General features: G+C 63.9%; 17 protein-coding genes and 1 tRNA gene. 10 read left to right on the top strand and 8 right to left on the bottom strand.

Going from position 1 to position 18,745, the window contains the following annotated elements:
• Positions 1–22: 22 nt before the first annotated feature.
• Positions 23–1,033: a DNA polymerase III subunit delta gene (holA, locus tag F4Y38_01940; protein MXY48037.1), complete on the bottom strand. Its 1,011-nt coding sequence runs from the start codon at positions 1,031–1,033 to the stop codon at positions 23–25.
• Here holA and F4Y38_01935 point away from each other — a divergent pair.
• The 3 genes from F4Y38_01935 (at position 885) to tsaE (ending at position 4,070) form a co-directional block, all read left to right on the top strand.
• Positions 885–2,051 (top strand): TIGR02757 family protein, encoded by a 1,167-nt coding sequence (locus tag F4Y38_01935; GenBank protein ID MXY48036.1) that lies wholly within the window; start codon positions 885–887, stop codon positions 2,049–2,051. The genes holA and F4Y38_01935 overlap by 149 nt on opposite strands.
• A 217-nt stretch (positions 2,052–2,268) precedes the next feature.
• Positions 2,269–3,537, top strand: a complete 1,269-nt coding sequence (gene serS / locus F4Y38_01930) for a serine--tRNA ligase (GenBank protein ID MXY48035.1) — start codon at positions 2,269–2,271, stop codon at positions 3,535–3,537.
• Positions 3,303–4,070, top strand: a complete 768-nt coding sequence (gene tsaE, locus F4Y38_01925) for a tRNA (adenosine(37)-N6)-threonylcarbamoyltransferase complex ATPase subunit type 1 TsaE (protein MXY48034.1) — start codon at positions 3,303–3,305, stop codon at positions 4,068–4,070. The genes serS and tsaE overlap by 235 nt, the downstream gene beginning before the upstream one ends.
• A gap of 72 nt (positions 4,071–4,142) precedes the next feature.
• On the opposite strand, the gene lon is transcribed toward tsaE, so the two are convergent.
• The 7 genes from lon to F4Y38_01890 form a co-directional block, all read right to left on the bottom strand.
• A complete protein-coding gene (gene lon, locus F4Y38_01920) occupies positions 4,143–6,560 on the bottom strand; it encodes an endopeptidase La (protein ID MXY48033.1) in 2,418 nt (805 codons plus the stop codon).
• A gap of 30 nt (positions 6,561–6,590) precedes the next feature.
• Positions 6,591–7,847 carry an ATP-dependent Clp protease ATP-binding subunit ClpX gene (clpX, locus tag F4Y38_01915; GenBank protein ID MXY48032.1) on the bottom strand — a complete coding sequence of 419 codons (1,257 nt, stop codon included), beginning with the start codon at positions 7,845–7,847 and terminating at the stop codon, positions 6,591–6,593.
• Positions 7,848–7,856: 9 nt separating this feature from the next.
• Positions 7,857–8,483, bottom strand: coding sequence for an ATP-dependent Clp protease proteolytic subunit (locus F4Y38_01910; GenBank protein ID MXY48031.1), 627 nt, complete (start codon positions 8,481–8,483; stop codon positions 7,857–7,859).
• A 30-nt stretch (positions 8,484–8,513) separates the two neighbouring features.
• Positions 8,514–9,869: a trigger factor gene (gene tig / locus F4Y38_01905; protein ID MXY48030.1), complete on the bottom strand. Its 1,356-nt coding sequence runs from the start codon at positions 9,867–9,869 to the stop codon at positions 8,514–8,516.
• A 113-nt stretch (positions 9,870–9,982) separates the two neighbouring features.
• Positions 9,983–10,064, bottom strand: a tRNA-Leu gene (locus tag F4Y38_01900).
• A gap of 52 nt (positions 10,065–10,116) precedes the next feature.
• Positions 10,117–11,799, bottom strand: coding sequence for a S41 family peptidase (locus tag F4Y38_01895; protein MXY48029.1), 1,683 nt, complete (start codon positions 11,797–11,799; stop codon positions 10,117–10,119).
• A 119-nt stretch (positions 11,800–11,918) separates the two neighbouring features.
• The gene (locus F4Y38_01890; protein ID MXY48028.1) at positions 11,919–12,533 is read right to left on the bottom strand and encodes a CDP-alcohol phosphatidyltransferase family protein; all 615 of its coding nucleotides are present in this window, start codon (positions 12,531–12,533) and stop codon (positions 11,919–11,921) included.
• A 320-nt stretch (positions 12,534–12,853) separates the two neighbouring features.
• Here F4Y38_01890 and hrcA point away from each other — a divergent pair, with 320 nt between their 5' ends.
• The 7 genes from hrcA to rpsU all read left to right on the top strand — a co-directional run bounded on the left by hrcA (position 12,854) and on the right by rpsU (position 18,736).
• A complete protein-coding gene (gene hrcA / locus F4Y38_01885; protein MXY48027.1) occupies positions 12,854–13,885 on the top strand; it encodes a heat-inducible transcription repressor HrcA in 1,032 nt (343 codons plus the stop codon).
• Positions 13,886–14,119: 234 nt separating this feature from the next.
• Positions 14,120–15,016, top strand: coding sequence for a nucleotide exchange factor GrpE (gene grpE / locus F4Y38_01880; GenBank protein ID MXY48026.1), 897 nt, complete (start codon positions 14,120–14,122; stop codon positions 15,014–15,016).
• 2 nt (positions 15,017–15,018) lie between these two features.
• Positions 15,019–16,170, top strand: a complete 1,152-nt coding sequence (gene dnaJ, locus F4Y38_01875; GenBank protein MXY48025.1) for a molecular chaperone DnaJ — start codon at positions 15,019–15,021, stop codon at positions 16,168–16,170.
• A gap of 50 nt (positions 16,171–16,220) precedes the next feature.
• Positions 16,221–17,135 carry a 50S ribosomal protein L11 methyltransferase gene (locus tag F4Y38_01870; GenBank protein ID MXY48024.1) on the top strand — a complete coding sequence of 305 codons (915 nt, stop codon included), beginning with the start codon at positions 16,221–16,223 and terminating at the stop codon, positions 17,133–17,135.
• Positions 17,135–17,878, top strand: a complete 744-nt coding sequence (locus F4Y38_01865) for a 16S rRNA (uracil(1498)-N(3))-methyltransferase (protein MXY48023.1) — start codon at positions 17,135–17,137, stop codon at positions 17,876–17,878. Before F4Y38_01870 ends, F4Y38_01865 begins: the two co-directional genes overlap by 1 nt.
• A gap of 160 nt (positions 17,879–18,038) precedes the next feature.
• Entirely contained in the window at positions 18,039–18,383 is a 345-nt protein-coding gene (locus F4Y38_01860) for a histidine triad nucleotide-binding protein (protein MXY48022.1), read from the top strand.
• 155 nt (positions 18,384–18,538) lie between these two features.
• Entirely contained in the window at positions 18,539–18,736 is a 198-nt protein-coding gene (gene rpsU, locus F4Y38_01855) for a 30S ribosomal protein S21 (GenBank protein MXY48021.1), read from the top strand.
• The last annotated feature ends 9 nt before the right edge of the window (positions 18,737–18,745 follow it).

Genomic DNA, 18,745 nt, shown 5'->3' with positions numbered 1-18,745 from the left:
CCAGCCCTCCGTGTCTTTGCCGCTATGCCGCGTGCCCGGTACACAACGTATACAACAGCCGCCGCATGACGAGTTCGGCCGGCAACGCGCTGGACTTCAGGGCCGTATCGGCTTCGTAGAGCGCTTCGAACCCGCTGAGCAAATCCCGTCCCGTCAGCAGCCTGGACTGCGCGGCATAGCGGTTGTAGAACCGGTTGAACCCCCATCCCAGCCTCAGCTTCTTCTTGATGTCGTCATCCGTCCGGCGGTCCTTTTTAAGGAACCTGATCTTCCAGAGGATCACCAGGTGGCGGACGAAGAGCGCCACGATGGCCTGGGGCGCATCGCCGCCGTCAATCGCGCGCTCGTAGGCCACCAGCGCCCGGACCAGGTCCTTCTCGCCGACGGCTTCGGCGATGTCGAATACCGTCCCCGCGCGGACGGGGCCGAGCGTACTCTCCACGTCGCCGGCCGCTATCGTATCCCGGCCGCCGACGAACACGGCCAGTTTCTCCACCTCTCCGGCCAGTTCCCCCAGGTCCGTCCCCACGATGGCCTGCATCTGGTGCGCGGCCTCCGGGGTCAGCCGCTTTCCGTAACGCTTCGCCTGCTGCTGTAGCCAGGCAGGAATCCTCTCCGGAAACAGCGGGTAGAACACCACCGAGACCGCCGACTTCGCCAGCCGTTCGTACAGCCTGGTCTTCAGGTTCACCCGGGGCGCCTCGAGCACCAGGACCGTGCTCGGTACGGGCCGCTCCGCGTAGTCCGCCACGGCTTCCCGGTCCTTCTGCGGCAACTTGTGGAAATCCCTGACGACGACCAACCGACGGTCGGTCATCATGGGCACGAGGGAGGCGGCGGTCAATATCGCCGCGGCATCGCTTTCGTCGCCGCGAAGCACGTCCATGCAGAACGCCTCCGTCCCCGGCTCGACGACCCGGGCGACCAGCGTATCCACGGCTTCTTCCTTCCGGTACGCCTCGTCGCCGGAGAAAAAGTACACCGCTTCAGTCCGGCCACGGTCTATCTGCTGTATCAACTGCTCGGGGTTCATGCAGGCGCCTCGCCGCCGGACCGCGGCCGTCCCTGGCAGGACCGGTGCAGGCCCAGTGCAGGACCGGTGCGGAACCGGCACGAATCGGGTTACGGGAATCGCGACATACGGATATATTCAAGTCAATTATATTCAAGTCAAGCCGCATACGCCATCCCTTAACCGGACCCCGGCTTTAAAACCTGGCCCGCAACACGGACGTTTCGCCATGCCGCGTGTCGACTGGACCGCCATCGGAAACCGGCTGGAAGCACTGTACGGTTCCTTCGATCTCTCCATGATTTCGCCCGATCCGCTCGAAGTGGTAAGACGCTTCGAACGTCCGGAAGACCAGGAGATCGCCGGCCTGGTCGCGGCTTCGCTGGCTTACGGCCGGGCCGAAACGATCACGGCAGCGGCCGGCGAGGCGTTGCGGAGGATGGGAGACGCGCCCTGTGACTTCGTCACGGAATTCGTCCCCGGGCGGGACGGCGGTCGATTCGATGGATTCGTATACCGCTGGACGCGGGGACGGGACCTGTCTACGCTGGTCGCGGTCATGGGGAAGGCCCTGCGGCGGTACGGCTCCCTCGGCGCGCTGTTCGCCGCGGGCCACCGCCCGTCGGATACCCACACGGGTCCCGCGCTTTCCCATTTCACCGATACGCTGCTCGGTTTCGCGCGGGAGGTCGATTCCGGGGAACGCCTAAGGACGAAAACGGGGATCCGCTACCTGTTGCCCTCCCCGATTTCGGGAAGTGCCTGTAAGCGGATGAACCTCTACGTCCGGTGGATGGTCCGGAGGGAAGCCCCGGACCTGGGCCTCTGGCCGTGTATACTTCCCGCCCGCCTGGTGATGCCGATAGACACCCACGTGGCGCGGATTTCCAGGCGGCTGGACCTGACGTCCCGGAAGCAGGCAGACTGGAAGATGGCCGAGGAGGTCACGCGGGCATTGAGAAGATTCGACCCGGAAGACCCGGTCAAATACGACTTCGCCCTTTGCCACTGGGGCATGCTGGAGTACAGGAACCGTTGAACGAGTCGGGCGGCGCGGCCGGCGGTTCGTCCGGTTCGTCCGGTTCGTCCGGCGGTTCGTCCGTAATGATCAGACGGGAGCGGGTCGGCGCCGCCGCTTCGTTTCTGCTTGCCGGGCGCGGAGACCTCTTCCTATTTTACCGTGGTTTATCGCGGCAGGACAACCATGGAAACCCGGGCAGCAGCCCACCCGACAGGCACACGGACACGGAGAGATCATGTTAGACCAGCGATTCGTCAGGAATAACCCCGACGTGGTAAAGCAGGCGGCGGCGAACAAGAACGAGCGGGTCGACGTCGACGGGTTCCTCGACCTGGATGCCCGGCGGCGGGAACTGCTGCAGTCGAGCGAATCGCTCAAGCAGCGGCGGAACACCGTGTCCGACGAAATCGCCTCGATGAAACGCGACGGCGAAGACGCTTCCGCCCGGATCGAGGAGATGCGGGAGGTGTCCGCGCGCATCAAGGGTATCGACACCGACCTGGCCGGCCTCCAGGACAGCCTGCAGTCCCTGCTCGAGCGCCTGCCCAACATACCCCATCCCTCGGTGCCGGTCGGCGCCGACGAAAACGCCAACGTGGAGGTCCGCCGCTGGGGGTCCACGCCCGAGGCGGAATTCGAACGCAAGGCCCACTGGGACCTGGGAGAAGCGCTCGACATCATCGACTTTCAAAGGGCGGGCAAGATATCGGGCAGCCACTTCGTCCTCTTCAAGGGCGAGGGCGCGCGGCTGCAGCGCGCGCTGATCCAGTTCATGCTCGACCTCCACATCCAGAAGCACGGGTACACGGAAGTCATTCCGCCCTTCATCGTGAACCGCCAGAGCATGTTCGGCACGGGCCAACTGCCGAAGATGGAAGAGGACATGTACCGGACCGACCTGGACGACCTGTTCCTCATCCCCACGGCGGAGGTCCCGGTGACCAACATGCACCGCGACGAAATCCTTTCCGAGGACGACCTGCCGATCTACTACACGGCCTACAGCCCCTGCTTCCGCCGCGAGGCCGGTTCCTACGGGCGGGAGACCCGCGGCCTGATCCGGGTGCACCAGTTCGACAAGGTAGAGATGGTCAAATTCGTCCGTCCCGAGACTTCCTACGATGAGCTGGAGACGCTGGTGAAGGACGCGGAGGAAGTGCTGCAACTGCTGAACATCCCGTACCGCGTGGTTTCGCTGAGCACGGGCGACTTGAGTTTCGCGGCGGCCAAGTGCTATGACCTGGAAGCCTGGGCGCCCGGGGTGGAACGGTGGCTGGAGGTCTCTTCCTGCAGCAATTTCGAGGATTTCCAGGCGCGGAGAAGCGGGATCCGGTACCGGGACAAGGCCGGGAAGAGCCAGTTCGTGCATACCCTGAACGGATCGGGCATGGGCATGGCGCGGACCCTGATCGCGGTGCTCGAGCACTACCAGACCGGGCGCGGCAGCATCCGCATCCCGGAGGTGCTGATCCCCTACATGGGCGGATTGAAGGAAATCGGTTGAACGCTTCGATACATGCGGACGCGCAGGCCCGGCCCGTACGGCGCAGTTTCGACACGGACGGCCCCGGGCAGACCGCGCGGGTCGGGAAACGGCTGGCGGCGTGGCTGGCGCCGGGGGACACGGTGCGCGTTTCCGGCGACCTGGGCGCGGGTAAGACCTGTTTCATCCAGGGGATCTGCGCGGGCCTCGGCGTCGCGGAACCGGTCACGAGTCCCACCTTCACCCTCGTGAACGAATACTACGGTCAGCCCGGTCAGCCTGGTCAGCCTGGCCAGCTTGGTCAGCTTGGACGGGTACTCGTGGCCCACTTCGATCTCTACCGCCTGGACGACCCGGAGTCGGTGCTGGACCTCGGCTTAGACGAATACCTGGACGCGTGCGTCTGCCTGGTCGAATGGGGAGACAAGTTCCCGGAGATCATGCCGTCCGACGCGGTAACGGTCCATATCGAAATCGGACCAGGAACGCGGAGAACGCTGGAGATCGCGGGCGGTGGCGACTTGGTAGCCGATCTGGAGGCAGCGGCCCGTTGATCACGGCGGCCGGGCTGGCCAGGGCCGGGTCGAAGTGAGGGTGGCCAGGCTGACCAGGCGGCCCGATGACCGCTATACCGGCTTAATGGACGGTTGGGCGACAGACTGGGCGGGGAGCAGGGCGGGCACGCGGGATTCCACGACCGTCATGCCCATGGTCCGTTTGAGGACTTCGTCCATGGTCGATACCGGGATGATTTCGATCCCGTCTTTCACCTCCGGCGGCACGTCCACCAGGTCCTTCCGGTTGCGGAGCGGAATCGCCACTTCCTTGATGCCGGCCCGGAGCGCGGCGATCAGCTTCTCGTTCAGTCCGCCGATGGGCAGGACGTTCCCCCGGAGCGTGATCTCGCCCGTCATGGCGATGTCGCACCGGACCGGCACGCCGGTCAGCGCCGAACAGAGCGCCGTCGCGATCGTGATGCCGGCGGAAGGTCCGTCCTTGGGGATGGCGCCTTCAGGCATGTGCACGTGGATCTCGACGTTCTTGTAGAAATCCGGCTCGAGTCCCAGCGAGGCCGCCCTGGACCGGGCGTAGGTGAGCGCTGCGTGGGCCGACTCCTGCATCACTTCCCCCAACTGGCCGGTCAGCGTCAGTCTCCCGGCGCCGCGGCGGTTCAGGACACTGACCTCGATGGTGAGGATGTCGCCGCCCGACTGCGTCCACGCGAGCCCCGTGGCGATCCCCACCGAGTCCTGTTTCACCACTTCGGAATCCAGGTAGCGCGGAACGCCGAGATAGCCTGAAAGCTGGTTGCGCGTCACCTGCATCCGCTTGCCGGACTTTCCTTCCACCACCTTGCGGGCCAACTTGCGGCAGACCGCGGCGATGTGGCGTTCCAGCCCCCGGACGCCGGCCTCGCGGGTGTATGCCCGGATGACGGCCAGCAGGGCGTCCTTCCTGAAGGTGACGCGTTCCTTCGTCAGTCCGTGGGCCTTGATCTGCTTCGGCACGAGGAACTCCTTCGCGATGGCCAGTTTCTGCGTTTCGAGATAACCGGGCAACTCGAGGATCTCCATGCGGTCGTTCAGTGCCGGAGGGATGGTCTCGGTGGTGTTGGCCGTCGTGATGAACAGTACCCGGGACAGGTCGTAGTCCACCTCAAGATAGTGATCGTTGAAGGCATTGTTCTGTTCGGGATCCAGCACCTCGAGCAGGGCCGACGCGGGGTCGCCGCGCACGTCCCGGCCGAGCTTGTCCACCTCGTCGAGCAGGATGACGGGATTGACGGACTTGGCGCGGCGCATCGCCTGGATGATGCGTCCGGGCATGGAACCGATGTAGGTCCGGCGGTGCCCCCTGATCTCGGCCTCGTCGTGCACGCCGCCGAGGGACATGCGGACGAACTTGCGGCCCATGGCGCGCGCGACCGAACGGCCGAGGGACGTCTTGCCCACGCCGGGCGGGCCGACCAGGCACAGGATCGGTCCCTTCAGGTGCCGCGTCAACTGGATGACCGACAGGTACTCGAGGATGTGTTCCTTGGGTTTTTCCAGCCCGTAGTGATCGGCGTCGAGCACGGACGCCACCCGGCCGATGTCCCGGCTGTCCCGCGTGCGTTTCCTCCACGGGACCTCGACGAGCCATTCCAGGTAGTTCCGGATCACCGTCGCTTCGGGTGAAGTCGGGTGCATCTGCTGGAGCTTGTCCAGCTCGTTCATGGCCTTTTCGTGGGCCTCTTTAGGCATCTTCGCGTCCGCGATCTGCTGGGCCAGGCCGCCCAGGTTCTCCGGCAGGTCCTCCAACTCGCCCAGTTCCTGCTTGATCACGCGCATCTGTTCCTGGAGAAAGAACTCCCGCTGCGACTTGGTGATGCGGTCCCGGACTTCCCCGTCGAGCTGGTTCTTGATCTCCAGGATCTCCAGTTCCGTGGCCAGAAGGGCCGCCAGTTCGTCGAGCTGCTCGATGATCGACGGCGCCTCGATGAGCCGTTGCTTGACCTGGGGGCTCTGCTGGATGAAGGCCGACATCGTATCCACCAGGCGCTGGGCGTCGTCCATGTTCTGCAGGGACAGCAGGATCTCGTCGGGCGCCTGCTGGTTCAGCTTGATGTACTCCGTGAACTGGTCCAACACGGTCCGCAGTCTCGCCTGCACCTCCGCCTCGGTGTCTCCGGTCTCCTCGACCAGGGTGATCTTCACCCGCATGTAGGGGTCCGTGGACAGGAACCGGACGATCCGCGCGCGGACGATCCCTTCGACGAGCACACGGATCAGGCCGTTAGGCAGTTTCACCACCTGCAGGATGCGGGCTACGATGCCGGTCCGGTGCACGTCCTCTTTCGCGGGCTGCTCGATATCCGGGTTCCGCTGGGCGGTCAGGAAGAGCAGCCGGTCGTTGTTGACCCCGTGCTCCAGGGCCTTGATGGAAGCGTCCCGCGCAATGATGAGGGGGTATTCCATGTAGGGGAACACGACCACTTCACGGAGGGGGATGAGCGGCAGCTTGTCGTCGAATGTGATGGGTTCGTTGCGTTTCAGGGTAATCATGGGAAACTGTTGATGCCGCGGGGTGGGGGATCAGGCGCTTTGCTTGCTTTCCTTACCCTGAACGTAGACGGGCGGCGATTTCTCCGTGACGGTCTCCCCGGTGACGATCACTTCACTCAGGTCTTCCTGCGTCGGCGCGTTGAACATCACGTCCAGCATCACTTCCTCGAGGATGGACCGCAGCGAACGCGCGCCTGTCTTCTTGTCCATTGCCTCGTTCACAACCGCCTGAAGCGACTCGTCCGTGAAGGTCAGCTTGACGTCTTCCATTTCGAGCAGCCGCTGGTACTGCTTCACGAGGGCGTTTTTGGGCTTGAGGAGGATTTCCATGAGGGCGTCGGCGTCCAGTTCGCCCAGCGTGGCGATCACCGGCAGCCGGCCGATGATCTCCGGGATGAGGCCGTACTGCAGCAGGTCATCCGGTTCGACCCGGGCGAGGAGTTCACTCGTATTGCGGCCCGCGGAATTCCTCGACACGCCGCCGAATCCGATGGTCCCTTCCGCGGTCCGCCGTTCGATGATCTGGTCGAGATCGTCGAAAGCGCCGCCGCAGATGAAGAGGATGTTCCGCGTGTTGATCTGGACAAAGTTCTGTTCGGGGTGTTTCCGGCCGCCCTTTGGAGGTACGTTGGCGATGGTTCCTTCCAGCATCTTGAGCAGGGACTGCTGCACCCCTTCTCCCGACACGTCGCGGGTGATGGAGGGGTTTGCCGACTTGCGCGCCACCTTGTCGACCTCGTCGATATAGACGATGCCGCTTTCCGCTTTCGGCACGTCGTAATCCGCGGCCTGGAGCAGGCGGACCAGGACGCTCTCCACGTCTTCGCCCACGTATCCGGCCTCCGTGAGCACCGTGGCGTCCGCGATGCAGAACGGCACGTGGAGCATCTTCGCCAGGGTCTGGGCCAGGAGCGTCTTGCCGGTGCCGGTGGGACCGATCAGCATGATGTTGCTCTTCTCGAGCTCCACGTCGTCCTGGCCGGTCTGGGCGGCCCCGTGCTGTATCCGCTTGTAGTGGTTGTACACGGCCACGGAAAGCACCTTCTTGGCCTGTTCCTGGCCGATGACGTATTCGTCGAGCGCTTCCTTGATCTCCGTAGGCAGCGGAAGATGCTCGACCGTCGACAGGGTGCTGCGGCTCATCTCCTCCTCGAGGATCCCGTTGCACATCAGGATGCACTCGTTGCAGATGTACACGTTCGGACCCGTGATGAGGCGTTCCACCTCGTCGGCGTTCCGGTTGCAGAAGGAGCAGCGCAGGTCCCGCGGTGTCGATCGTTTCTTCATGGTCCGATCCTAGGCGATTTTGCCGTTCAGCGACTCGGCGATGGCCTTGGAAGCGGCGGTTTCGACCACGTGGTCCACCAAACCGTACTCCACGGCCTGTTCCGGCGACATCCAGAAGTCCCGGTCCGTATCCGCTTCGATCTTGTCCACCGACTGTCCGGTATGGTGGGCCATGATCTCGTTCATGGTACGCTTCATGCGCAGCATTTCCTCGGCCTGGATCTCGATGTCCTTGGCCGTGCCGGCCATGTGGGGGATGGAAGGCTGGTGGATCAGAATGCGCGAATAGGGCAGGGCATAACGTTTGCCGGTCCCGCCCGCCGTGAGGAGGAAGGCGCCCATGCTCGCGGCCATGCCCAGGCAGTAGGTCTCCACGTCGGGCTGGATGAACTGCATGGTGTCGTAAATGGCGAGTCCCGCGGTGATGCTGCCGCCGGGACTGTTGATGTACAGCTTGATGTCCTTTTCGGCGTCTTCGTACTGGAGGTAGAGCAACTGGGCGATCACCAGGTTCGCGATGGTGTCGTCGATCGGCATGCCGATGAAGACGATGCGGTTCTTCAGCAGCAGAGAGTAGATGTCGTAGGCCCGTTCCCCGCGGCCCGTCTGTTCAATCACCATCGGCACTAACATGATGCGCTCCTTCTACTCCGTTTGTATGTCGGCCTACTCCGTTTGTATGTCGGCGTGCTGCACGAGGAATTCAACGACTTTCTCTTCCCTCAGATCCGCTTCGATGCGGTCCAGCCTTCCGTTCTCACGGAAGAGCCTGCGGACCTGGTCGATCGAGGCCTGTCCCCTTGCCGCGACGGCCTCCAGCCGCTCGTCCAGCTCCTCCTGGTCCACCTCCAGCCCTTCCTGTTCCGCGATGGCGTCCAGAATGAGGTGGCGCATGATCTGGCTGTTCGCCACTGGGCGGTACTCCTGGCGAAGGGCGTTCTCGTCGACTTCGTCCCGGCCCCGCGTCGACCGGCGCGCGTCGGTTACGACCTGGTCGAGAAAGGCCGTCATCATGGACTCGGGGACTTCGAAGTCGTGGGCGTCCACGACCTGCGTGACCAGGTCCCTGCGCAGCTCCAGGTCCGGTTCCCGTTCGATTTCCTCGCGGACAGACTGCTTCAGGGCGTCCAGGCTCTCCATGCCGATGTCCACGGCGAAATCGTCGTCCGCTTCCGGCAACTGCCTTTCCAGCACTTCGTGGACGCGCACGATGAAACAGGCCTCCTGGCCCGCCAGGTTTTCGTCGGGGTAGTCGGAGGGCAGCGTGGTCTTCACGGTCCGGTCCTCGTCGGCCCGGACGCCGGCCAGTTGGTTATCGAACCCCTCGCCCAGCCGTCCCGAACCGACCTGGAAGAACTGGTTCTCTTCCTTGCGACCGATGATCGGCACCCCGCTGGCATCGGCGTGCTGAATATCGGCACGGATGAAGTGGTCCTTCTCCGCTTCCCCGTCGATCCGAACCACGCTGGCATAGCGTTCCCGCAGCCTCTCGAGCCGCTGGTCCACCTCCTCGTCCGTCACATTCACGGTCCGCCGGGTCACCCGCAGTTCCTTATACTGTTTCAGTTCGATGGCGGGCTTGACTTCCACGCTGGCCCGAAGTTTCAGGTCCTGCCCCTCGTCGAAGTCGATCTCTTCGATCACGGGTTGGCTGATGGGCTTGATCTCCGCGCGCTCGTGTGCGCTGTTCAGATATTCCGGGATCTTCTTTTCCAGCACTTCCGCGCGGATTTCATTGCCGAGTTGCGCCTTGAGCACGCTCAAGGGAACCTTGCCCCGGCGGAACCCGGGAAGGCGCACCTCTCTACTGTAACGCGCGTAGGCCTCGTTCAGTTCGGACTGAATCGCGTCGGAGGGCACTTCGATCTCCAGGACGCGTTTCCAGGGTTTGGGTTCGGAAACCGTGTAGTTCAAGCCAATCGCTCCCTTCGCCTCGCTCGCTTGCCTGCCTGTCCGGACCGGACCGATCTGAACCGGGCCGACCGGGCTGACCGGCCGGCGCCGCTTAGACCGGCCGCGCACCCTAAGCGTTGCGGCCGCTGTTCGTCAAGCCGTCGTAATTAACCGTGGAGGGGGTGATGTGTCAACGGAAAAGCGCCCGGGATCCGGGGCCTGTGACAAAACCCCGGGCAAGATGCGAGGGGGGGGAGTCGAACCCCCATGGGTTGCCCCACTGGATCCTAAATCCAGCACGTATACCAGTTCCGCCACCCTCGCGAAGCCCGCGTACTTAGGTGCCCGGGTCTCTGCCGGCGGCTTGCCGCCGCTTCTATTCCGCGGGATCGTTACCGAGCAGCTTCCGGTATTCCCGTTCGTCATTCAGGATCTCCAGGGACGCCCTGATCAGGGGGTCGTGCCTGGCGGCGAAGGCATAACGGCCCGCGGTACCCCAGAGTTTCGCGCTGATCTCCGTACCGATGCGGGCAACGAGCAGGTCCCGGTGCCTGGAGTACTCCAGCTCGCGCTGACGGTTCAGTTTGCCCCGCAGGTCGGCGAGCGATTCCATCACGTCGTCGGCCGGCGCGCGGTCCCGGACGATCTCTTCCAGTTCGTCGAGCGACTGTTCCGCCACGGAGGCGTAGGTGAAGGACCGCGTCTCGACGAACCGGCGAAAGGCGTTGATCATCTCGTCCGTGACGTCGAAAGTCGACGGGTCCGCTTCGGGGTTGTTCGACACGTAGTGGATGGCGAACTTGATGAACATGCTCTGGTTGTTCAGGGCGCGGATCAGGTTGGGGTATGCCGGGACCTCGATCTCCACGTCCGGCGCGATGCCGCCGCCGCCGTAAACGGTCCGTCCGATTCTCGTCTCGTACGACGTCCTGTCGGACCCGTCCGTTTCACCCGGCGAGGAATCCGACGCGACGCTTTCTCCCGTGCGCTCCCCGGTCTTCTGTATGAGCCTGCCGCTCGGCGTGTAGTACCTCGCCGTCGTGATCTTCAGGGCCGTCCCCTGATTCATGGGGAATATCTGCTGCACCGAAGCCTTGCCGAAGGTCGGCTGGCCGGCCACGACGCCGCGGTCCCAATCCTGGATCGCCCCGGCGACGATCTCGGACGCGCTGGCGCTGAACCGGTCGACGAGCACCACCAGCGGCGCGTCCTCCAGCGTGTAGGATTCCGGCGCGTGATACGACCGCTGATCCGAACCGGGCCTGCCCATGGTGTACACAATGAGACGGTCCTCCGGCAGGAACTTCCCGGCAACGTCCACGGCCTGCTCCAGCAAGCCCCCCGGGTTGCCCCGCAGATCCAACAGATACCCGCCGGCGCCCTGCGCCTGTAGCTGTTTCAACGCCTGTTCCACCTGAATAGAGGCGTCTTCGGTAAACTGGTTCAGCTTGATGTAGCCGGTATCGCCTTCCAGCATGCCCACGTAAGGAACCACGGGTATGGTGATGATGGCCCGCGTCACCGTGAAGTCGATGAACGCGTCCTCGCCTTCCCTGCTGACCGAAATCTTCACGGAAGTCCCGGGACTTCCCCGGAGGAGGTCCGCCGCCTGCGACACGTCGATGTCGGCCGTGGACGATTCCTCGATCCGCACGATGCGGTCGCCGGTCTGCAGGCCGACGTCGAAGGCCGGCGTGTCGTCAAACAGCGCGACGACGACCAGGGCGTTCTCCTGCTTCTGGATCCTGATGCCCAATCCACCGTACTTCCCCTGAATCTGCATCATTTTCATCTCGTCGCTCTGCTTTTTCGCCAGGAACTCCGTGTAGGGATCGAGCGTGCCGAGCATGCCGCGAATGGCTGCGTCGATCGCTTCTCCTTCGTTCAGGTCGTCCACGTACTTGGCGCGGATGCGGTCCACGACCTGCTGCAGCAGTTTCAGGTCGTACTGCTGATCGCCGACCGCCTGCGCCCGGTCGTGCCTGATGACCCATACGGTACCCAGCAGACCGATGACCACCAGCAAGGCCAGGGTGATTTTCCTGTTTTTAGCCCACATGAACCCAACTCCTGTGACGTAAGGCCGTCGCGCTTCGCTTTGGGAACCGCGTCAACGAAGGACGGTCCGCCTTCCCGTTTTCCCGCGCACCGGGGATCTCCCGGATCCCGGAACCTTCTTTAATCCTTCGATGACCTGCGTATGTGGAACAGGCGGGTTATGGCCGTGAAGTTCGACACCACGGCAATCAGGACCAGTGCGACGGGCAGGTACGTTTCCCCGAGCAGCGCGCCCAGACCGAGACAAACGATCCGTTCAGGCCGCTGCATGAGTCCCACGGTGCATTCCTGGCCGAGTCCCTCCGCGCGGGCGCGTACATAACTGACCATCAGGGAGCCGCTGATCGCCATCACGGACGCCAGCACCCAGTAGGCGTTCAACGCGCTGTCTGCCGCGTTGAAGAGATAGAAGGCGATGATGCCGATGAATACGGCGATCTCAGCGTAGCGGTCCAGCGTGGAATCGAGGAGCGCCCCGAAGGTGCTTCGGGTGCCCGTCTCCCGGGCGAGATGCCCGTCCAGCACGTCGCAGCTGCCGCCGATGAACATGACCAGGCCCGCCCATCTGAAAGCGCCGAGTCCGAAGAGACAGGCCGAGACCAGGGTGATCCCGAAGCCGATCATGGTCAGCGCGTTGGGATGTATCCCGAATCGCACGGACGTACGGACGAAGGGGCCCAGCATGTTCACGTACCATGTCTTCACTTTCGAACTCAGCATGGCAAACTCCCGCATCGGGCCGCAGCGCGTTCCCGCCTGCTTCCCGCTCCGTCTTACCCGCCTCACGGTACACCGCGCAACCGGGTCGACGGACGGAACCCGGCGAAGGTTTACATGGCTGGAAACATGTTGCGGGAATATAGCCGAGGCGCCCTCCCGCAGTCAAGTAAAAGTCATTGCGTGCCCGGGGGAAAGGCGTCCGTTGCGCCCAGCTTTTCGCTTGACATCGACCGGTGCGATTCGTAAATAAAGAATCAGTTTTTTTCGGGCTTCGCCGCTTCCGGACCCGGCCCTTGACCGTCCTCCTTTCAGACCATGCTGACTGCAGGATCGAAATGGCATACACCCTTCAAACAGACCGGGACAAGGATATACTGCGGAACCTGGTGGAACACCACGTGTCCACGGGCCAGCCCGTCGGTTCCCGTTCGATCGCCAGCCAGGGTCCGCTCGACGTCAGCCCGGCGACGGTGCGCAATACCATGGTGAACCTCGAGGATGCGGGCTACATCTCCCGGCCCCATCCCTCCGCAGGAGGGGTGCCGACGGACAAGGGTTACCGGTATTACGTGGACGCCCTCCTCCGCATGCGGCCCATCAACAAGCGGGACCGGGAGCGGATCCATCTCGAACTGGAGAACGACTGGCTCAGCGTGCAGGAGCTGCTGAGCCACACCGCGCAGATTCTGGGCCTCGTATGCCGGGAAGTCGGCGTGGCGCTGGCGCCGAAACTGTACGACGGCAGGCTCGAACGGGTGGAGTTGATCCCGGTCGCCCGCCGCAAGGTGATGCTGGTGCTGACCCTCGCTTCCGGACTGGTCAGGAGCATCGTCGCCGAACTCGATGCCGATATCCCCAAAGACCGGCTCGACAGCGCGAGTTGGTTCCTGAACGAGCGGCTGTCCGGCTGTTCCCTCAGGGAGATCCGGGGCCAGCTCGACGAACGCCTGGAAGACGCGCCGCAGTCCAGGCGGAAGATCGTGCAGTTGTTCATCCAGTACAGCGAATTTCTCTTCGATTTCGAGGAAAACGAGAAAACCCATATCGGCGGCACGACCTATATCGTGTCGCAGCCGGAGTTCGTGACGGACTACACGAAGCTTTCGTCGCTGCTGCAGTTTCTCGAACACAAGCGGACGGTGGCGCACTGGCTGAGCGAGCGCCATCACGACAACCGGATCGCCGTCACCATCGGGCGCGAGAACGGGCAACGCGAAGTAACCTCGTGCAGCGTGGTGACTTCGACCTACCGGATCGGCGACATGACGGGCGTGATCGGGGTGATCGGCCCTACGCGCATGCCCTACGCGCGGTTGATGTCCGTCGTCGGCTACACGGCGAGGTACCTGAATACGAAATTCGCTTGAGTCCCAGGGGTTTTCGCAGCGAACCGGATTACCAGCGGACGTGAGCGATCACGCCCGCTTCGTTTTGATATGCCTGTCGCGTCCGGGCGTTACCTGGCAGACATTGCAGAACGAACGGACATTGCAGAACCGGCAGAACAGGTAAAGCGGATCGAACGGGCAGAACTCGCGGAACGGGCGGAACCGAAAAAGGTCGTCCGAATTGAGTTTCGGTGAAGTGACAGGAGGTTTGAGGTGACTATGGGCAAGGAAGAGGAAGCCGTTTTCGAGTCTGCGGCGTCGCCCGGTGACGCAGCCGAAGTGACCGGGTCCACGGAGGAGGATAGCGACCCCGGGGCCGGGGCCGATTCCGCGGCCGGGGCCGATTCCGCGGCCGGGGCCGATTCCGCGGCCGGACCGGACCATGACGCCGGGGCGGGAAATGGACCGGCGGCCGGGGCGGACCATAGCGCCGAACCGAGTAACGGACCAGCGGCCGGGGCGGAGGATCAGTCGGGTGGGGCCACTTCCGGCGCCGCGTCCGGCGCCGAAGCGGACTCCGGGGGGCCATCGGATGGGGCCGCGGTCGATGCTGAGGAAGATGAACAGGCCAGGCTGGCCGAGGAGGTTCTGCTTTACAAGGACCGCCTGGTCCGTCTGGCCGCCGAGTTCGACAACTACAAGAAACGGACCGGCCGCGAGTTCACCGCGCTGGTAAAGAACGCGGGCGAATCGCTGATCACCGAGCTGCTGCCCATCCTCGACAACATCGAAAGGGCCCTCCAGGCTCCGCAGACCTCCGACGAGACCAGGTCCTTCGCCCAGGGTTTCGAGATGATCCGGCAGCAATTCCTGGAGAAACTGGAGAAGGCGGGGATGAAGGAGATCGCCGCGGAGGGAACGCCCTTCGATCCCACGCGGCACGAAGCCGTCATGGCCGTAGAAAATGATGAACACCCGGCCGAAACGGTGATCAACGTGGTAGAAAAGGGCTACACGCTTAATGAAAAGGTCCTGCGCGCGGCCAAGGTCATCGTGACGCGCGCGCCGGAGAAACCACCGGACCATGCGGACCATGTGGACCAGGCGGACCAGGCGGGCCAGGCGAAAACGGAGAACCAGGACGGCAACCAGACATCGGGATCCAGTTAAAGATGAATAAACAGGACTACTACGATACCCTGGGCGTGGCGCGTTCGGCATCCGAGGACGATATCAAGAAGGCGTACCGGAAGCTTGCCATGCAGTATCATCCGGACCGGAACCCGGACGACAAGGCGGCGGAAGAGAAATTCAAGACCGCCGCCGAAGCCTACGAGGTGCTCAGCGATCCGGACAAGCGCACGCGGTACGACCGATTCGGCCACCAGGGCGTGGCCAGCGACTTCGGATCGGGCGGCTTCCAATGGGCGGACTTTTCCCACGCCGGTGACTTCGAGGACATCCTGGGGAACCTGTTCGGGGGTGGCATATTCGGCGACCTCTTCGGCGGGCGGACCCGTGGGAGGGCAAGCAACCGCGGCGAGGATCTGCGGGTGAACCTCAAGCTGACCCTGGAAGAACTGGCCCAGGGCGTCAGCAAGACGATACGCATCAAACGTTACGTGCCCTGCGACAGTTGCGAGGGCGTCGGCGCCGCCGACCGGGACGGCGTGCGGACCTGTCCAACCTGCCACGGTCAGGGCCAGGTGCAGCAGCGCGCGAACTCCCTGTTCGGCGTCGTGATGAACGTGACGACCTGCCCGAGCTGCCAGGGGCAGGGGAAGACCATAGACCGGCCCTGCAGCGCGTGCCAGGGGCAGGGCAGGCAGGTGAAGACGGTTACGCTCAAAGTGGATATCCCGACCGGCGCCGGCGACGGGAACTACATGCGCCTCCAGGGCCAGGGCCACGTGGGGATCCGCGGCGGTCCGGCGGGCGACGTGCTCGTGGTCATCGAACAGGAGCCCCACGAGTTCTTCGAACGGCAGGACGACGACGTCATCTATGTCATGCCGCTCAGTTTCAGCCAGGCGGCTCTGGGCGACCAGGTCGAAGTCCCGACCCTCTCGGGCAAAGTCCGTCTCACCATCCCCCCCGGTACCCAGTTCGGCAAGGTGTTCCGGCTGCGGGGCAAGGGCATGCCCCACCTCAACGGGTACGGCCAGGGCGACCAGCTCGTAAAGGTCATCGTGTGGACGCCCACGGAACTCACCGGCCGCGAAAAGGAACTGTACCAGGAGTTGTCCCGCCTTCACAGCGGGAAGACGCCGGAAAACGACCGGGGATTCCTCAACCGGATCCGGGACGAGTTGTTCGGCGACTGAAGCCGCTGCGGAAACTCGAACTCCGACCCGCGTCCGCCCGATCCTCGCCTATGCGCCACTGGGTTGAAGTCTCCATAGCGGTCTCGCCCGAAACCGAAGAAGCGATCGTCAACGCGTTCTGGGAACTGGGGTCCAGCGGGGTCCAGCAATCCGGGGGCGGAAGTACCGGCGCATCCGATCGCGTAACGGGCTTCTGGTCCGTTCGGCCCGGAGTGGACGAGAAGCTCCACCGGATCGCCCTCCTGTGGGAGGATCTTCGAAACCTGGGCCTGGCGGAAGGTCCATGCCGGATCTCCACGCGCAGGGTTTCCGAAGACGACTGGTCCGGGAAATGGAAAGCGCAGGTGGGGCCCGTCCGGGTCTCGGAAGGGCTCATGGTCGCCCCGCCCTGGTCCGAGGTGCCCCGGTCCGAACGACCGCTCGTGGTGCGCATCAACCCGGGCACCGGGTTCGGCACGGGCGGCCACGAAACCACGCAACTGTGCCTGCGGCAACTGGAAAAGCGGATCAGGCCGGGAGACCGGGTGCTTGACGTGGGATCGGGTTCCGGCGTGCTTTCCATCGCCGCGGTCCTCCTGGGCGCTTCACAGGCGACGGGTATTGATATCGATCCCGAGACCATCGGAAACGCGCTGGAGAATGCCCGGCTGAACGGGGTGGCGGGCCGGGTCGACCTGCATGCCGGCCGCATGGATCATCCCGCGGTGAGCGGCGGCTATCGGGTCGTGGTCTCCAATATCAGCTCGGCCAGCCTGACCGCCATGCTTCCCGGTTTCGCAGCCCACCTTCACCCCAGTAGCGAACTGATCCTGTCCGGACTGCTCATCGAGGAAGCCGGGCCATTCGAAGCCGCGCTGGCCAGCGGGGGTTTTTCATTGATCGAGCGGGAGACCCAGGGCGTCTGGTGGGCCGGCGCGGCGATCCCGGTGACGGGCCGGACGGCGAGACATGATCGGCGGAATTGATGGAATTCAGCTACGTGCCCCCGGAACGGATCACGGGGAATTCGGCCTTCGTTACCGACAAGGACGAACAGCATCACCTCGCCCGCGCGTTGCGGAAGAAACCGGGGGACGCCGTGCATTTCGTGGACGGCGAAGGCTGGATCTATGACGGCGTGCTCGTAAGCTTGAAACCGGAGATTGAAATCGAGATCCGGAACCGCCGGAGAGACCGCGAGACGGATTCGCCCGAAGTCACGCTCGCGCCGTCGCTGCTCAAGGGGTCGCGGCTGGACACGGTCGTCGAGAAGGCTACGGAACTGGGTGTTTCCGCCATCCTTCCCATGCGCAGCGCCCGGACGGTGGCGGGCGGCAGACCGGCCGGCGGACCGGCCGGCCAGCGGCTGGACCGCTGGCGGCGCATCGCCCTGAGCGCGATGAAGCAGTCGCTGCGCGCCCGGTTGCCCCGAATCGAACCGGTCACGACCATGGGGGACGTCGTGGGGACCGCGTCATCCTACGACCTGGCCCTCATCGCCTGGGAAGAGGAAGGGGAAAGGCGCCCGGGCCTCGCGGCCGGCCTCGACGCGAAGGCGAGGCGCGTCCTGCTGATGATCGGTCCCGAGGGCGGTTTCGCCGGGGAAGAGATCGCCATGGCCCGTGAGGCGGGCATGGTGACGGTTTCCCTGGGACGCTCGCGTCTGAGGTCCGACACGGCGGCCATCGCGGGACTGGCCCTGCTCATGGCGGCGCTGGACGCCCCTTAACCACGTCCGCCCGAAGTCACCGCCCCGTGTTGTGCGCGAGGCCATCGGGAGTCACCGCCCCGTGTTGTGCGCGAGGCCATCGGGAGTCACCACTCCGTGACCGCGGTTGCCCGGAGTCATCGCCCCACGTCAAGTACGGGGCGCAATGGAGGACGATAACATGTCCGAGTGTCTGTTCTGTCGGATCGTCGCCGGATCGCTGCCCACCGAATTCGTCTACGAAGACGAGCACGTCGTGGCCTTCCGGGACATAAACCCCGCCGCCCCGGTACATATCCTCGTCGTGCCGCGGGCGCATATCGAAACGGTCGCCGATCTGGACAGCGATGGAACCGGGGTCATGAGCAGGCTCACGGCGGCGGCGAACCGGATCGCCCGGGAAGCCGGCGTCGACGCGGGCGGATACCGGCTGATCGTCAACTGCGGCCGGGACGGAGGCCAGACCGTTTTCCACCTCCACATGCACCTGCTCGGAGGACGCAAAATGCCCGAACTGGCCGCTTGAGCGGCGATGGACGGGACGAAGAGCGCGTATCGGGACCGAACGAATTAATCTCCTTGCTTTTTCATCCGGCCCGTGGCATATTAGGTAGGCTTGAATAGAGACGGAGAGTAAGACTTGGTTCACCCGATTCGAGAGGCATGAGAGGGGGTGTGAGGATGCCAGGTATTCGTGTCAGGGAAGGAGAACCGTTCGAAAAGGCCCTGCGTCGTTTTACCAAGACTTGCGAGAAAGTCGGCATCATGTCTGAAATACGCAAGCATCAGCATTTCGAGAAACCAAGCGCGAAACGCAAGCGCAAGCTGAACGCGGCGAAACGAAAGAATCAGAAGCGGCTCCAGCAGGAAAGATACTGATCGACCGGA

The sequence above is a fragment of the Gemmatimonadota bacterium genome (genome assembly GCA_009838645.1).
GTDB lineage: Bacteria > JAAXHH01 > JAAXHH01 > JAAXHH01 > JAAXHH01 > JAAXHH01.
The sequence above is the reverse complement of the archived record's forward strand: the minus strand, read 5'-3'. Positions and strand labels throughout refer to the sequence as shown.

Coding starts and splice junctions, on each gene's coding strand:
- holA (MXY48037.1), bottom strand. CDS start 1,033: ATGAACCCCGAGCAGTTGATACAGCAGATAGACCGTGGCCGGACTGAA.
- hrcA (MXY48027.1), top strand. CDS start 12,854: ATGGCATACACCCTTCAAACAGACCGGGACAAGGATATACTGCGGAAC.
- F4Y38_01890 (MXY48028.1), bottom strand. CDS start 12,533: ATGCGGGAGTTTGCCATGCTGAGTTCGAAAGTGAAGACATGGTACGTG.
- F4Y38_01865 (MXY48023.1), top strand. CDS start 17,135: ATGGAATTCAGCTACGTGCCCCCGGAACGGATCACGGGGAATTCGGCC.
- F4Y38_01870 (MXY48024.1), top strand. CDS start 16,221: ATGCGCCACTGGGTTGAAGTCTCCATAGCGGTCTCGCCCGAAACCGAA.
- F4Y38_01895 (MXY48029.1), bottom strand. CDS start 11,799: ATGTGGGCTAAAAACAGGAAAATCACCCTGGCCTTGCTGGTGGTCATC.
- dnaJ (MXY48025.1), top strand. CDS start 15,019: ATGAATAAACAGGACTACTACGATACCCTGGGCGTGGCGCGTTCGGCA.
- F4Y38_01935 (MXY48036.1), top strand. CDS start 885: ATGCAGAACGCCTCCGTCCCCGGCTCGACGACCCGGGCGACCAGCGTA.
- lon (MXY48033.1), bottom strand. CDS start 6,560: ATGATTACCCTGAAACGCAACGAACCCATCACATTCGACGACAAGCTG.
- rpsU (MXY48021.1), top strand. CDS start 18,539: ATGCCAGGTATTCGTGTCAGGGAAGGAGAACCGTTCGAAAAGGCCCTG.
- clpX (MXY48032.1), bottom strand. CDS start 7,847: ATGAAGAAACGATCGACACCGCGGGACCTGCGCTGCTCCTTCTGCAAC.
- F4Y38_01860 (MXY48022.1), top strand. CDS start 18,039: ATGTCCGAGTGTCTGTTCTGTCGGATCGTCGCCGGATCGCTGCCCACC.
- serS (MXY48035.1), top strand. CDS start 2,269: ATGTTAGACCAGCGATTCGTCAGGAATAACCCCGACGTGGTAAAGCAG.